At 39.4% G+C, this 14,788-nt stretch carries 12 protein-coding genes; 6 read left to right on the forward strand and 6 right to left on the reverse strand.

Annotation, left to right across the window (positions count from 1 at the left end; genetic code table 11):
- Positions 1 to 117: 117 nt before the first annotated feature.
- The 4 genes from floA to OCV73_RS09385 form a co-directional block, all read right to left on the reverse strand.
- Complete coding sequence (floA, locus tag OCV73_RS09370; RefSeq protein WP_147551595.1) at positions 118 to 1,089, reverse strand: flotillin-like protein FloA; 972 nt, start codon at positions 1,087 to 1,089, stop codon at positions 118 to 120.
- A 100-nt stretch (positions 1,090 to 1,189) separates the two neighbouring features.
- Positions 1,190 to 1,660 (reverse strand): NfeD family protein, encoded by a 471-nt coding sequence (locus OCV73_RS09375; RefSeq protein WP_147551597.1) that lies wholly within the window; start codon positions 1,658 to 1,660, stop codon positions 1,190 to 1,192.
- 3 nt (positions 1,661 to 1,663) lie between these two features.
- Entirely contained in the window at positions 1,664 to 3,115 is a 1,452-nt protein-coding gene (locus tag OCV73_RS09380) for a tetratricopeptide repeat protein (RefSeq protein WP_147551599.1), read from the reverse strand.
- Positions 3,116 to 3,201: 86 nt separating this feature from the next.
- Entirely contained in the window at positions 3,202 to 3,669 is a 468-nt protein-coding gene (locus OCV73_RS09385; protein WP_147551601.1) for a YcxB family protein, read from the reverse strand.
- Between the two features lie 112 nt (positions 3,670 to 3,781).
- Between OCV73_RS09385 and OCV73_RS09390 the strand changes: the two genes are divergently transcribed.
- From OCV73_RS09390 to OCV73_RS09400, 3 genes are all read left to right on the forward strand, one after another.
- Complete coding sequence (locus tag OCV73_RS09390; protein WP_147551603.1) at positions 3,782 to 4,150, forward strand: DMT family protein; 369 nt, start codon at positions 3,782 to 3,784, stop codon at positions 4,148 to 4,150.
- A 140-nt stretch (positions 4,151 to 4,290) separates the two neighbouring features.
- Entirely contained in the window at positions 4,291 to 6,024 is a 1,734-nt protein-coding gene (locus OCV73_RS09395; RefSeq protein ID WP_147551605.1) for a helix-turn-helix domain-containing protein, read from the forward strand.
- A gap of 258 nt (positions 6,025 to 6,282) precedes the next feature.
- Complete coding sequence (locus OCV73_RS09400) at positions 6,283 to 8,172, forward strand: sensor histidine kinase (protein WP_147551607.1); 1,890 nt, start codon at positions 6,283 to 6,285, stop codon at positions 8,170 to 8,172.
- 163 nt (positions 8,173 to 8,335) lie between these two features.
- Here the strand turns inward: OCV73_RS09400 and OCV73_RS09405 are convergent, their stop codons facing one another.
- Positions 8,336 to 9,691 carry an MFS transporter gene (locus tag OCV73_RS09405; protein WP_147551609.1) on the reverse strand — a complete coding sequence of 452 codons (1,356 nt, stop codon included), beginning with the start codon at positions 9,689 to 9,691 and terminating at the stop codon, positions 8,336 to 8,338.
- Between the two features lie 99 nt (positions 9,692 to 9,790).
- The gene (spt, locus tag OCV73_RS09410; protein WP_147551610.1) at positions 9,791 to 10,975 is read right to left on the reverse strand and encodes a serine palmitoyltransferase; all 1,185 of its coding nucleotides are present in this window, start codon (positions 10,973 to 10,975) and stop codon (positions 9,791 to 9,793) included.
- A gap of 452 nt (positions 10,976 to 11,427) precedes the next feature.
- Here spt and lpxD point away from each other — a divergent pair, with 452 nt between their 5' ends.
- Genes lpxD through lpxA form a run of 3 tightly spaced genes read left to right on the forward strand, consistent with a single transcriptional unit; the run spans position 11,428 to position 14,722 of the window.
- Entirely contained in the window at positions 11,428 to 12,471 is a 1,044-nt protein-coding gene (gene lpxD / locus OCV73_RS09415) for a UDP-3-O-(3-hydroxymyristoyl)glucosamine N-acyltransferase (protein WP_147551612.1), read from the forward strand.
- 37 nt (positions 12,472 to 12,508) lie between these two features.
- A complete protein-coding gene (locus OCV73_RS09420; protein ID WP_147551614.1) occupies positions 12,509 to 13,894 on the forward strand; it encodes a bifunctional UDP-3-O-[3-hydroxymyristoyl] N-acetylglucosamine deacetylase/3-hydroxyacyl-ACP dehydratase in 1,386 nt (461 codons plus the stop codon).
- 51 nt (positions 13,895 to 13,945) lie between these two features.
- Positions 13,946 to 14,722, forward strand: coding sequence for an acyl-ACP--UDP-N-acetylglucosamine O-acyltransferase (gene lpxA / locus OCV73_RS09425; RefSeq protein ID WP_147551616.1), 777 nt, complete (start codon positions 13,946 to 13,948; stop codon positions 14,720 to 14,722).
- The last annotated feature ends 66 nt before the right edge of the window (positions 14,723 to 14,788 follow it).

The raw sequence follows: 14,788 nt of genomic DNA on the forward strand, positions 1-14,788 counted from the left end.
TCCGGTTAATTATTTAGAAATAAGCATATTCAGCGGCACCGACATTCTTAATTTTACAAAAGTAAAGCCTCGTTATCGTTTAAGATAACGAGGCCTCATATTTTCCGATATTACATTTTATTTATCATCTTTCTTCATCGGTTTGGCAATAGCGTCTCTCATGGAAGTGTCGGCTTCAATATTCCTCATTTTATAATAATCCATAATGCCGAGATTACCCGAACGGAAGGCTTCGGCCATAGCCTGGGGAACCTGGGCTTCGGCCTCGATCACTTTCGCACGCGCTTCTTGCGCTTTGGCCTTCATTTCCTGCTCGAGGGCAATTGCCATCGCACGTCTTTCCTCAGCTTTAGCCTGGGCGATATTTTTATCGGCCTGTGCCTGATCTATCTGTAATGTAGCACCGATATTCTTTCCTATATCTATATCGGCGATGTCGATAGAAAGTATTTCAAAAGCCGTACCTGAATCGAGGCCTTTTTTCAATACCAGTTTAGAGATAGAATCGGGATTTTCCAATACGTGTTTATGCGACTCAGAAGAACCTATAGAAGAAACGATACCTTCTCCCACACGAGCCAGGATAGTGTCTTCGCCTGCTCCTCCGACCAACTGGCGGATACTGGCACGAACCGTTACACGAGCTTTGGCGATAAGCTGAATCCCGTCTTTTGCAACAGCCGTTACAGGAGGAGTATCGATAACTTTAGGATTAACGGACATCTGCACCGCCTGGAAAACATCACGCCCGGCCAGGTCGATAGCGGTTGCCATTTTCAGGTCCAGATCGATATTGGCTTTTGAAGCGGAAACGAGCGCATGCACTACCTTTTCTACATGTCCCCCTGCCAGATAATGAGCTTCCAGATCATCTCGGGTAACCGCCTTAAGGCCTGCTTTATGGGCTTCTATCATCGCTCTCACGATAATTTGGGGCGGCACTTTACGTATACGCATAAGGAACAATTGAAGGAGCGATATTCTCACTCCCGATACCCGCGCCGATATCCACAGCAGGAACGGAACGAAGTAAAAGAACACCGTAATCAATATAATGACACCGGCTAACAGAAAAATACTGATTTCCATACTACTCTTTTATTACTATTATTAATGATCTAATTTTTCTTTTCTAAAAAAATAATTTGTACCACACCTTTAATCCATAATATCCGACAAAAAATTACCTTTATTTTTTACGAATAGTCACTGTTGTTTTATCCACATGTACCACGACCACGGGCGTCTGCTCGTCAATGAATTCGTCCCTCGAACGTGCTTCTGCCGTGACACCATTAATCAGTACCGTCCCCATGGGATTTACACGGGAAAGGGTAATACCTTCATCTCCTTCTTTTATCTGGTCGCTGACAAGAGTAGGAGCCACAGAGTCTATATCGGTATGAAGAGCCATACGGTCGAGACTCCGGGAACGCATAAGCCATATAATGGCTACGAGCGTGATTATCGCCGAGAGAATGAGGGTGAGGAAGCCTCCGTTACTGCCAAATTGCACAAAAGCATAATAGATACCTCCTCCGAAAAACAAAATGGAACTTATCCCTGCTATCGTAATGCCGGGCAGAAAAAACAATTCCAGCACTACAAGAAACACAGCCAACGCGATAAGTACCGCTACAATAACGATATCAAGTGCCATGATTTACTTTTTACGGTTGTTCATAATATATTTCTGTTCGGCTTTTCGGGCTTCATTTTCATATCTGGCCAGCTCACCGTTAAGTTGTATCAGCGAATTTTCCAATGTCAATATTTCCGTAGCGGTCTGCTGTTTTTTCGATCCGGAAAATTTCATATACCTGCGACGCAATTCCCGAAGTTTTTCATTAAGGGAATCGATAGTCTTATTCGTTTCTTGAGCTTTTACATACAAATTACGTGCCTCATTGCTTCTGAAATCATCCAAATAATGGTACATCATACCATTATAGAGAGGAAAGTAAAAATCCGCTTTTTTTTGTACACTTTCGATATCCATATTCCGGATACTTTCGAGCAAAGCCGAATAATCAGCGCCGGGACGCCAGGTATCTTTTATAGAATTGATACGAGCCAAAGACCGGAGTTCTTCAGCGGTTTTTCCTTCATAGTAGTTTTTTTCTTCATTAGGAATAAAAAGATAAACTGTAAGTTTACCCGGTATTTGCTTACGATCCGTAACGAACCATCCCACATTATGCATTTCGTCAATGGCCATGAGATAATCATTATATGGAGAATTGAAAGGCATTCCTACATTCTCAGGTAATAAATAGGCTTCCTTATCCAGACTGTTACGTGTCACGAATATATCATATCCTCCTATAGATCCGGGACCATTCGATGCATAATACAATGTCAGGCCATCGGACATCAGGAAAGGATAATTCTGATCACCTTTTCCGTTTATATTAGAAGGCAAAGCAACCGGTTCGCTCCATTGGTCACCTACCAGTTTATTTTGCTGGTACAATTCATATCCGGCAGTATCGGTCGGATACCCGTAAAGCATTTTATCGGCGCGCTGGGGCATATATACAGCCGTACTTACTTTTTTCGCCGTATTCTTCAGATCATTATAATTATAGAATGTACCTGACTCAGGCGATAGTTTATAGTGCCGGAAAAAATCATCAGCATCTACTTCGAGACTGTCTATAATCTGTACGGCCTCCACCCGGTTAATCATGGAAGCGGCTTTCCGGGCAGATTCCAGTCTTCCGTTTAACGTTTCCGGAATTTGCATTTTATTTTTAGTAAGGGCCGTTTTATAGGCTTCGAACTTATTTACCGCCTCATCGAAACGATAGAGATTCATGTATGCTTCCGCCAGATAACGGGAAGATTCCTGAATTTTTCTCTGTTCCCCTATTTTAAGGAAAGGCTCGGCTTCTTCATATTTTCCTTCTTCAAAAAGACAAACGCCGTACCAGTGGTTCAATGATCCGTCACGAGGCTTTTTTTTCAGTTCAGCTTTAAATACGGGAGCCGCTTCTTTATATTTTCCAGCTTTATACAATTCTCTTGCTTCGTTCAGCGTTTGTCCGAAAGCAGGAAACGATAATGCCATAATCCATACCGCGCACAAATATTTCTTTATATTAGTCCTCATCATCTTATTATAAACTAATAAACATTCTTACTTTAAGAGATTCAAATATAACATTATTTTTTAAAAACACGAACAGCCACTGCCCAAAATTAACGGGTTATATGCGGCAAGACCCGGGAAAAAAACCATTTTTTATCTTCCGGTGAACGAAAAGCGGAATAAGGTACATAGAAAAAATCCTGTTTTCCGGTATAAATAAGCATATAGCGCGAAGTTGTGCGCAAACGTATTACCGATTCCCAGGGGATAAAACGGGAAGGGACGTTTTCAAACAAACAGGTAAAACCGTCCGTATCTATTCTTACTTGCTTATCTAACAGTATCAGGCGTGTCATAGGCCGCAGGGCATAAACAAACCACAGGTAAAAAACGGCAGAAGGAATTATTAAAAATATAACCATCAATATGACATATACTATGTTCATATCGTATGGCAAAAGAGCAAACAGCAAAAGAAATATCAAAGCAATGGCCCACCAGGTCTTACCCAGCCACATCTTTATTATTATTTTAAAGTACTCGCTCCCTGTAAGCTTATAAGATTCTGTCGTAATCATACCATCAAAGATAAGGATAAAAAAGCTACCTTAAAACATCATATAATAAATTCCTGCACAAACGACCAGAATCATTACAAATGTTGTATTTTTGCAGCCAAAAAAGAAAACTATGTCGGGACTTTATACCATATTATTGCTTATAGTATCGAATATTTTTATGACATTTGCCTGGTACGGACATCTTAAATTGCAAGAAACAAAGGTCATAGGGAACTGGCCTCTCTTCGGGGTAATCCTTCTTTCCTGGGCCATCGCTTTATTTGAATATTGCGCACAAGTACCAGCCAACCGAATCGGGTTTCAGGGGAACGGAGGACCTTTCAGTCTTATGCAGTTAAAAGTCATACAGGAAGTTATCACTCTCATTATCTTTACCTTATTTTCCACTTTATTATTTAAGGGAGAAGTATTGCACTGGAACCATTTAGCAGCTTTCGTTTGTCTCATCCTGGCGGTTTATTTCGTTTTTATGAAATAAATAAGCTTCATTTACTTTTTCCGCTTTCCTAAATATTATTCTATTAAAAAAATCATAAAGCGCACTAACAACGAGATTATCCATTTTGTCATTCGCCGGATTTGATTTATCTTTGAATATCATCATATTAAAATTATAAAATGAAATATTTTCTCGTGTGTTCTTTCATTTGTTTCCTATCGTCTATATTCCAATCTCCCCTATCGGCCAAAGAAAATAAAGACGACGATAGTCTCTCTTTTTATACAGAACCTTACATAATGAGTATCTATATATCCGAACCGGAAAGAGCCCTTTCACTATTAAACAAAGCCGAAGCTCTGGGAACGATGTCCTTATCAACAATTAATGACCTGCGGAGTATGTCCTACCGTACTTTATATATGAACAAAATATCATACGAATACGCAAGAAAATCTTATATCAGCGATTCTATATCCAATAATAACCCTCAGCATTTGCTAAAAATGATTGTATCACTAGCTGAATTATCTTATTTGCTAAGCGAATATGAGGAAAGTCTCAGATATGCTTCACAAGGTATAGAACTGGCTCAAAAAACAGGAGACAGAAAAGCCGAAGGTAAATTGCTTTTCAGTATCGGAGAAAATAAAAGAATACTGTCTTTAAAAAAAGAAGGTTACCAATATATCAACCAGGCCATCGAATTGTTACAAAAAACACAGGATATTGAAGAAATGGCCATGTTATCTTACTTCTATGGGGTAAAAATGGGATATTTAATAGATGATTCAGAGTACGAAGAAGCTTTATCCATAGGTACGAACCGAAAAAAATTAATCGATAAAATCCATTCTTTATCAAATATTCCGGTCGGTTATACCGACCAACAATATGCTTACACTTATTCAAAAATGGCATATGCGGCCTTTATGACCCAGCAATATTCCCAGGCTGAAAAATATTTCGATCAATACCGGAAAACCAAAATGGCTTCAACTCCCGACGGAAAATATGATGCCACTCCTTACCTACTTATAACAAAAAGATTTCAGGAGGTTCTTGACAACTGTGAAGACTTCAAAAAAGTGTTACGACAACAAGATACCATAAACCACCAGTATACCGGGGTATTGCAAAAAGAAATTATGGCTTATTCGGGATTAAAAAATTACGAAAAGGTAGCCGAATTACAAAAAACACTTATAGAGATCAATGAAAACATAAATGAACGGGAAAAGAAAAATGCGGCACTGGAATTGAATACGATTTATGAAACTAATAAAAAAGAGGCTCTCATTGCAGAGCAATCTTCTCAATTGAAAATACGGAATATCTCTCTTATATCCATTCTTTGTATATCTTTTTTATTAATCTTTTTACTATGGAAAGCCCAAAAATATGCCCGCACTATAAAATATAAGAATAAAGCTCTGTCTCAATATATTGACGAACAACTCATCAACCAAAAGACGATACGTACCGCACATGAACGTCTGAGCCTGTTATCCCCTTCCTATACTCAAATCAACTCAGACAACATAAACGATACAGAAGAACAAGAACAAACCGTCAACAAACAGATATTTCAAGAATTGGACCGCATCATAACGCGTGAGAAGTTGTACCTGTCTTCCGACCTGTCAAGGGAAGAGTTAGCACGGAAAGTACGTTTGAACCATACACGCTTTGCCAGAATGATAAAAGAAAACACCGGAACAAATCTGAACGGATACCTCAACAATCTACGTCTAAACCATGCAATCCAGTTATTAATAGACCATCCCGAATATACGCTCAAAGCTATTGCAGAAGAATCGGGGATTAACAGTATGCCTACATTTCATAATCTTTTCAAACAAAAAACAGGCATGACACCTGCCGAATTCAAAAACACGCGCAAAAAACTGTAAATCAAATATTTGATACAATTCTTTACTACTCAGGTACAATTCTTTACAACAAGAACCAAATTTTTATTCTTGCTATACAAATGATTATGTTTATTTGTAGAAAATAAACCGGTGTTTTTGGATATACATCACAAGGCTTGTGTTATAAATCCATCTTTCATTATATATCAGATTTATTTGTTTATCTAATATGGCACGTCCCTGTGTACATTTTAGAGAGTATTTTTCTATTAATCAATAATTAAATCATATAATAAAATGGTACATATTATTTATTTGTCCGTCCTATTATCTGCATTAATATACATAGTTTATAATAAAAAATATATCCTATATAAAAATATTATTCATGCAATCTCCGATCCGGTACTCCGGATCGATAAATACGGCCATATAGTTGAATTTCTCAATAAAAAATGCAACACGAATATATTCTATAATAATTGTACGGAAGGACCTAACCAAAATATTCATGATCATTTTACCGAAAAAAGTTGTACCGAATTAATACAATCACTACATATTGTTCTTAAAACCAAAAAGAAAACCAGCATCATTGCAGATGTAAAATTTAAAAATGGCAATATCATCAAAAATAAAATCAGTATCATATACTTCAATAAGAAACAGGTTTTGTTATTATTCCATACGACATCTGTCATAAACCATGAATGGGAAGAAATACAGGAGCAGAATTTCCTGATGCAGGCTATATTGAACAACCTGCCAATCCCTACCACGGTAAAAGATATCACAAACGATAATACATACATTATCTGGAACAAAAAGGCGGAAGAACTTTACAATGTATCCCGAAGTAAACTAATAGGAAATAATGCGAACGTATTGTCTCCTCATATATCCGAAATATTTTGGAAAACGGATAAAGAAGCTATTCATAACGGATATTCCGATAATATCCTGCATCTCAAATTATCCGATGGCAAAACCCATACTTTGAGTATGCATAAACATCTGTTGTCCTATAAAAACGAACTTCGTTGGCTCATTAGCTCGGCTGTCGATATTACGGAACTGGAAAGAAAAGAACAGCAACTTGAACAGCAGAACCGGCAACACAAATTATTATTAAAAGCTATTGGCCTGAGCCTGTGGAAATGGGATCTGAAACGGGAAGAAATTATCTGGAATGAAAAAACGGAGAATGAACGGGAAAACCAAATAGAAAAAGATAAAAACTATTTTTCCAGAATACTTCCTGAACATCAGGAAAAGATATTGTCTGCATTCCTAAAATTAAAACAGAAAGAAACAGATTTCATCTGTGAAGAGTATCAATGTGTGGAAGATGACGGTAATATCGTTTGGAGAGAATTGTTCGGAACCATATATGAATACGACAACCAGGGTGCACCTTTAATGTTAATAGGAGGAACTCATATAATAGAACAACGAAAAAAACTGGAAACAGAGTTACGGTCGGCTAAAGAAAAAGCAGAAGAATCGAACCGGCTGAAATCGGCTTTCCTGGCGAATATGAGCCATGAAATACGCACACCGCTGAACGCAATCGTAGGATTCAGCGGATTACTCATCGAAACGGAAGACATAAAAGAAAAAGAAGAATATATATCCATAATAAACCGCAACAATGAGTTGTTATTACAATTAATCAATGATATTCTTGAAATTTCAAAAATAGAAACAAATACAGTGAAGTATACGTATAGTACGGTAGATGTAAACGGAATGTTGTTATCTTTGGAAACAAATTTCAGGCGCAAATCAACCAATCCCAATATTGATATATCCTTTCTGCCGTCACTGGAAGAATGTGTAATAGAAACAGATTCCAACCGTCTGCTGCAAGTTATCACTAATCTCTTAAACAATGCCATAAAATTCACGGACGAAGGATATGTCCATTTCGGTTATAAACAAGAAGAAAACAGCCTGTATTTCTTTGTTTCGGATACAGGCCGAGGAATCCCCGAAGAACAACAAAGTGAAGTATTCAAACGTTTTGTAAAACTAGACACATTTATTCCTGGTACAGGGCTGGGACTATCGATTTGTCAAAATATCGTACAAAAATTAAACGGAGAAATCGGAGTATACACAAATAAAGCGGGTGGCTGTACCTTTTGGTTCTCTTTACCTGTAAAATTTGAAGTATGTATTCCATGATACTAAAAGATTCAAAATAACATTTCCGAAACAGAATATATATGAATGAATCATATATATTTCTGTTACAACACTATCAAAGCCAATCTTTAACCTTTTATATCATATATCCTCAAAGAATGGTCTTTAGTTTAAAAGATCATTCTTTTTTTAAATCATACGGCTATTGTTTTTTATCTCGGGTCAAATATCCAAAAACATAGAGAGCAAGAGCCGCTACGACACCTATAGCAGCAAAACAATACCAGATATAATGAGCATGTCCAGCCGCAGCTTCCCAGGCTGCCCGTGTGGGAAACAATGCAGGATCGGGACAATACCGCTGTAGCAAATATCCGGACAGACCGAATCCTACAAATGAAGCAATACACGAATTTATATGACTGAAACCCAGATACAGCCCCTCATCACCTTTGGGAGCCTGTAAAGAAAAATATTCCAGATAACGGGGAGAAATAAATGTTTCGGCCAAAGCTTGCACTCCTATTCCACACAACATCATGAACGCAACGGGATGAAGCCCAAGTACGGAAGAGGCATTCAACAGATTTCCCCCGGCCATGAGCAACGCAGAAAACGGCATTAATAACATACCTATGTTCATCGATGTGATAGCTTTTCTTTTTCTCATTAAATGGGTAACAAAATTTACACACAAGATCACAACGAGAGGATTAAGATTGGCATACCAGGCGGGGGTAGCCGAATCTCCCGCCATACGAAGTACATATTTGGGCATCGTTGCATACAACTGCATATAGATCATCCAGAATCCGCTGGTAATAAGCGTCACGGCTACCATACGGCCGTTTGTTATTACTTTATATAACGCTCTGCCTATTTCCCTCATACTTTTTCCGGTCCCTTCCCGATGATTACTTTTATAAAAGAAAAAAACAAGGACCAAAGCCAGCAATGTCATAGAAGCGGAAAAATAATTAAGAACGACCAGTCCTTCACTTCCCATTCCTCTACGTAAAGGTTCGACCACTGTTTTTCCGGTAAAGCTACCGATATTGACCATCATATAAAAGATAGAAAAACCTTTTGCCCTATTCTCTGCTGTAGTCTCCTTTGCAACCGTACCGGAAATAACAGCTTTAATAAATGAACCGCCCACGACGATAATCAATAATACAGGAACTATTGTCCACCGCAGCATACTCTGATTCAATCCGTAAAATACGGTCGTTTCCTGATAGGTTACCAGCCCGGCATTCTCAAACAAGGCAGGCATAATTCCTAATCCGAAATATCCTATCGTAAGCAAAAAGAAAGCCAGAAGCATGGATATACGGAATCCCATACGGTCGGCCATAGCTCCCGAAAAAGTGGGTAGCAGATATAACCCGGCAGAAAATATCCCGGAAATGAGACCCGCTTCAATATCGGAAAAGCCATAAACGTTGGAGAGATAAAGAGTCAGTACGATAAAAACAGCATAATAGGCCATACGTTCCAGAAGCTCTACCGAGTTACTCACCCAGAACGCGGTTGAATATTTTTTAAATACGGACATACGTAATAGGGTTAACAGTCAAAATATTAAATTAAAAAAAGAGCCACATCGAAGTCATAAGGTTTCGGTGCAGCTCTATATCTTTCTTTTTCCCGAAATTTAAATAATCTCGAGACGTTTAAAACATTTACGGATTTTATCAAATGCAACATCCACCTGTTCTTTGGTGTGTGTCGCCATCAGGGAGAAACGTATTAACGTACTGTCTGGCGATACCGCAGGAGCAACTACCGGATTGACAAAAATTCCTTCGTCAAGCAGATCACGGGTCACCCGGAAAGTTTTCTCATTATCACGAATAAATAAAGGAATGATAGGAGTAGATGTATTTCCTATCTCGCAACCCATCGCACGAAATCCTTCCAATGCATAATTAGTGACATCCCATAAATGAGCGATACGTTCCGGCTCGCTTTCCATAATATCCAAGGCCGCACCTACCGCTGCTGTTGAAGCCGGAGTTATACTGGCACTGAATATATAGGAACGGGAATTATGACGCAGGTAATTAGCCGTAATTGCATCGGTAGCGATAAAACCGCCCAATGATGCAAACGATTTGCTGAATGTACCCATAATGAGATCTACATCATCGGTTACACCAAAATGGTCACAGGTACCGCGCCCCTGACGACCGAACACTCCTATACCGTGAGCTTCGTCTACCATGACAGCAGCATTATATTTTTTAGCCAACGCTACGATCCCGGGCAAATCGGCAACATCGCCCTCCATACTGAAAACACCGTCCGTTACAATAAGCTTCACTTTATCTTCTCCACAACGTTTCAAAGCATTTTCCAACGATGCCATATCGTTATGCTTATACTTTATAGGAGTGGAAAAAGACAGACGACGGCCTTCTATAATAGAAGCATGGTCCAATTCATCCCACAAGATATAATCTTCACGACCGGTAAGGCATGATACCACACCCAGATTTACCTGAAAACCGGTAGAATAAATAATGGCCTCTTCTTTGCCGACAAAACGGGCAAGACGGTGTTCCAACTCTTCATGAATATCTAATGTTCCGTTAAGGAAACGTGAGCCCGCACATCCGGTACCATATTTTTTGGTAGCCGCAATAGCTGCTTCTTTAATTTTAGGGTGATTCGTCAACCCGAGATAACTGTTCGAACCGAACATCAGGACTTTTTTCCCGTTAATAAGTACCTCGGTATCCTGATCGCTTTCGATTTTACGAAAATAAGGATAAACGCCTAATGCTTTTGCTTTTTGTGGAGCATCATACTTCACAAGTTTTGCCTGTAATAGCTTCATAGTTTATTTAAGAGTTTCACATTGTTTTTAATCATAAACTATCTGCTTAATCAATCTTATTTTGCGCGAGTTCTCCCGCGTTCCTTTGTTCTGAAAAAAGCAGGCTGCAAAAATAACGCTTATATTTGGATTAGCATACACTTTTTCAATAAAAATGTAACTTACCCATTCTTTTGTTAATAAAATAAATTACAAAACCACTTTTTTATCCATCTAATTTTCACAATACATGACAATTAGATAATATATCCCTTTATTTTTTAATCTTTTCATTTAAGACAAATAAAGCCCTATTATTAACACACTGATTACAAGCCATATAATTACAAGAATAGCGGACACGGAACGTAATAATATACAAAAAGTTAGAACCATACGCCTGATTATAAAAAAAAAGTACGAAATTTGCTGCTTGTAACATATCGTTAACACAGACGAAATATATTAAGAATATGAAGTTTTCAGCTCAGCAAATTGCCGATTTCCTGCAGGGAGAAATTATAGGAGATCCGCAGGTTACGGTTGACAATTTGTCAAAGATAGAAGAAGGAACACCCGGAACTCTCAGCTTTCTGGCTAATCCAAAATACACACACCATATATATAATACACAGGCCAGCATCGTACTCGTGCGCCGGGATTTCGTTGCAGAGGAAAAAATATCGGCCACTCTCATCAAAGTAGACGACCCTTATAGCTGCCTCGCCCTGCTGTTGAACTTGGTAAGCCAGGCCATGCCGCAAAAAAAAGGCAAAGAATCTCCGATATACGTTGCAGCGTCTGCCCAGATTTCTGAATCTATATATATAGGAGCTTTTGCTTACATCGGCGAAAACACCAGAATAGGGGAAAATGTAAAGATCTATCCGCAGGTATTTATCGGTGATGATGTTCTCATAGGAGACAACGTGATTCTCTATCCGGGTGTAAAAATATACCAGGGTTGCCGTATAGGAAATAATTGCATCCTGCATGCAGGTGCTGTAATCGGTTCCGATGGTTTCGGTTTTGCCCCTCAAAACGGAGAATATGCAAAAATTCCGCAGATAGGCAATGTCATACTGGAAGAAAACGTAGAAATAGGAGCTAACACGACTATAGACCGTTCCACTATGGGATCCACAATTATTCGTAAAGGTGTGAAACTGGATAACCTGATACAGGTAGCCCATAATGTAGAAATAGGGGAACATACCGTTATGGCTGCACAAGCGGGTATTGCGGGTTCTTCTAAAGTCGGCAGCCATTCTATGATAGGCGGACAGGTAGGTATCGCGGGACATATTCAACTGGGCGACCGTGTAACAATAGGCGCTCAATCGGGAATACCCAATCATCTGCCCGACGGAGTAACTGTCATGGGATATCCGGCTGTACCGGCAAAAGATTTTGCACGTACTACCGTATATATTAAACAATTGCCAAAATTGAACGATGAAGTACGCTCACTCAGGAAAGAACTGGAAGAACTAAAGAAATTATTAAACAAAGACTGAACACAGGGACATCGAGCCCGACAACATAGAATGAGTTATGATCAAACAAAGGACTTTAAAAAATAGTTTTTCTCTTACCGGAAAAGGATTACACACCGGACTGGATATTACCGCAACCTTTCTTCCCGCCCCCGAAAACCACGGTTATAAAATACAACGCATCGATCTTGAAGACCAACCCATTATTGAAGCTCTCGCTGAAAATGTAGTAGAAACACAGCGAGGTACCGTACTGGGAAAAGGAGATGTCGTCGTAAGTACCGTAGAACATGCTTTAGCAGCCCTTTACGGTGCAGAAATAGATAACTGCCTGATACAGGTGAACGCACCGGAACTTCCCATACTGGACGGTAGTGCCCGCTATTATTCCGAAGCCATCGAAAAAAGCGGAATAGAAGAGCAGAACGCGCAAAGAGAATATTTTATTATCAAGTCCAAAATAGAAGTAAAGGACGAAGCTACCGGATCTTCCATTCTGGTACTGCCCGACAACGATTTCAGCATCAACACGCTTATCTCTTTCGACTCTCCCGTATTGAACAATCAGTTTGCCAGTCTGGACAGTCTGGCCAATTTTGAAGAAGAAATTGCAGCCAGCCGTACATTCGTTTTCGTAAGGGAAATAGAACCTTTGGTAAAACATAATCTTATCAAAGGAGGAGACCTCGACAACGCCATCGTTATTTATGATAAAAAAATCCCTCAAGAAGAACTGGACCGCCTGGCCGACCTGATGCATGTCCCGCACAAACATGTAGATGAACTGGGATATATCAACAATAAACCATTGGTTTTCGATAATGAGCCGGCACGTCATAAGTTATTGGATATACTGGGCGATATTGCCCTGGTAGGGAAACCTATTAAAGGACGTATCATCGCAACGCGTCCCGGACATAAAATCAACAATCAATTCGCCCGTATCATCCGTAAAGACATTAAAAGACAGGAAATACAATGTCCGATTTATAATCCCAATAAAGAACCTATCATGGATATAAACCGGGTAAGAGAGTTACTTCCACACCGCTTTCCGTTCCTGATGGTAGATAAAATCATCGAACTGGGAACTAAACATATCGTAGGCGTAAAAAACATTACCGTTAACGAACCGTTCTTCCAGGGACATTTTCCCGGAGAGCCCGTCACTCCGGGAGTATTGTTGGTAGAAGCAATGGCACAAACAGGAGGTTTACTGGTGCTAAATACGGTGGAAAATCCCGAAAAATATTCCACTTATTTCATGAAGATCGACAATGTAAAATTCCGCCAGAAAGTAGTACCGGGCGACACTGTAATTTTCCACTTGTCACTTCTCACCGAAATACGACGTGGCTGCGCCTATATGAAAGGATACGCATTTGTAGGAGAAAAGATCGTGACGGAAGCTGAGTTCATGGCTCAAATCGTAAAAAATAAATAACCGGAACTTTCCAGGATGACAGGGAAGTTTATTAACAAGTAAAAGGACAATATGAAACAACCGTTAGCATACGTACATCCCGATGCAAAGATTGCCAATAATGTTGTAATAGAACCATTTGTAACCATCGATAAGAATGTGGTTATAGAAGAAGGTACGCATATAGGTTCGAATGTAACGATACTGGAAGGAGCCCGGATAGGAAAAAACTGCAATATCTTTCCGGGGGCTGTTATTTCAGGTATACCTCAGGACCTGAAATTTCAGGGTGAAGAAACGACCGTTGAGATCGGAGATAATACGACCATACGTGAATGTGTCACGGTAAACCGAGGAACCTCAGCAAAAGGGAAAACCGTCATAGGAGACAATTGTCTCATCATGGCTTACTCTCATATCGCTCACGATTGTGTCATAGGAAACAATATTATTATTGCAAATGCAAGCCAGATAGCCGGAGAAGTTATCGTAGATGATTATGCGATTATCGGCGGAGGTTCTCTCATACACCAATTTACCCGTATAGGGGCTCATGTCATGATTCAAGGCGGATCTCTGGTAAATAAAGATATTCCTCCTTATGTTAAAGCGGCCCGATCTCCTATCGCTTATGCCGGGATCAATTCGATAGGATTACGCCGAAGGAATTTCTCTAACGAGACAATCCGGGACATACAGGAGATTTACCGGTATCTCTACTTATCGGGGCTGAATAATACCGATGCTGTTGAACGTATAGAGGCGGAACTGCCGGCTACAAAAGAACGCGACGAAATCATTCTATTCGTGCGCAACTCTAAGCGAGGTATCATAAAAGGATATATTTAGAAACAACATTAATCCCAATAATAAGAAACGTCATTCGGTACCGAATGACGTTTCTTATTTTATTCA

The sequence above is a fragment of the Barnesiella propionica genome, assembly GCF_025567045.1.
Lineage (GTDB): Bacteria > Bacteroidota > Bacteroidia > Bacteroidales > Barnesiellaceae > Barnesiella_B > Barnesiella_B propionica.

Excerpts from the sequence above, each read along its gene's own strand:
- lpxD (WP_147551612.1), top strand. The coding sequence starts at position 11,428 with ATGAAGTTTTCAGCTCAGCAAATTGCCGATTTCCTGCAGGGAGAAATT.
- OCV73_RS09385 (WP_147551601.1), bottom strand. The coding sequence starts at position 3,669 with ATGATTACGACAGAATCTTATAAGCTTACAGGGAGCGAGTACTTTAAA.
- floA (WP_147551595.1), bottom strand. The coding sequence starts at position 1,089 with ATGGAAATCAGTATTTTTCTGTTAGCCGGTGTCATTATATTGATTACG.
- OCV73_RS09375 (WP_147551597.1), bottom strand. The coding sequence starts at position 1,660 with ATGGCACTTGATATCGTTATTGTAGCGGTACTTATCGCGTTGGCTGTG.
- OCV73_RS09400 (WP_147551607.1), top strand. The coding sequence starts at position 6,283 with ATGGTACATATTATTTATTTGTCCGTCCTATTATCTGCATTAATATAC.
- OCV73_RS09395 (WP_147551605.1), top strand. The coding sequence starts at position 4,291 with ATGAAATATTTTCTCGTGTGTTCTTTCATTTGTTTCCTATCGTCTATA.
- OCV73_RS09420 (WP_147551614.1), top strand. The coding sequence starts at position 12,509 with ATGATCAAACAAAGGACTTTAAAAAATAGTTTTTCTCTTACCGGAAAA.
- OCV73_RS09380 (WP_147551599.1), bottom strand. The coding sequence starts at position 3,115 with ATGATGAGGACTAATATAAAGAAATATTTGTGCGCGGTATGGATTATG.
- lpxA (WP_147551616.1), top strand. The coding sequence starts at position 13,946 with ATGAAACAACCGTTAGCATACGTACATCCCGATGCAAAGATTGCCAAT.
- spt (WP_147551610.1), bottom strand. The coding sequence starts at position 10,975 with ATGAAGCTATTACAGGCAAAACTTGTGAAGTATGATGCTCCACAAAAA.
- OCV73_RS09390 (WP_147551603.1), top strand. The coding sequence starts at position 3,782 with ATGTCGGGACTTTATACCATATTATTGCTTATAGTATCGAATATTTTT.
- OCV73_RS09405 (WP_147551609.1), bottom strand. The coding sequence starts at position 9,691 with ATGTCCGTATTTAAAAAATATTCAACCGCGTTCTGGGTGAGTAACTCG.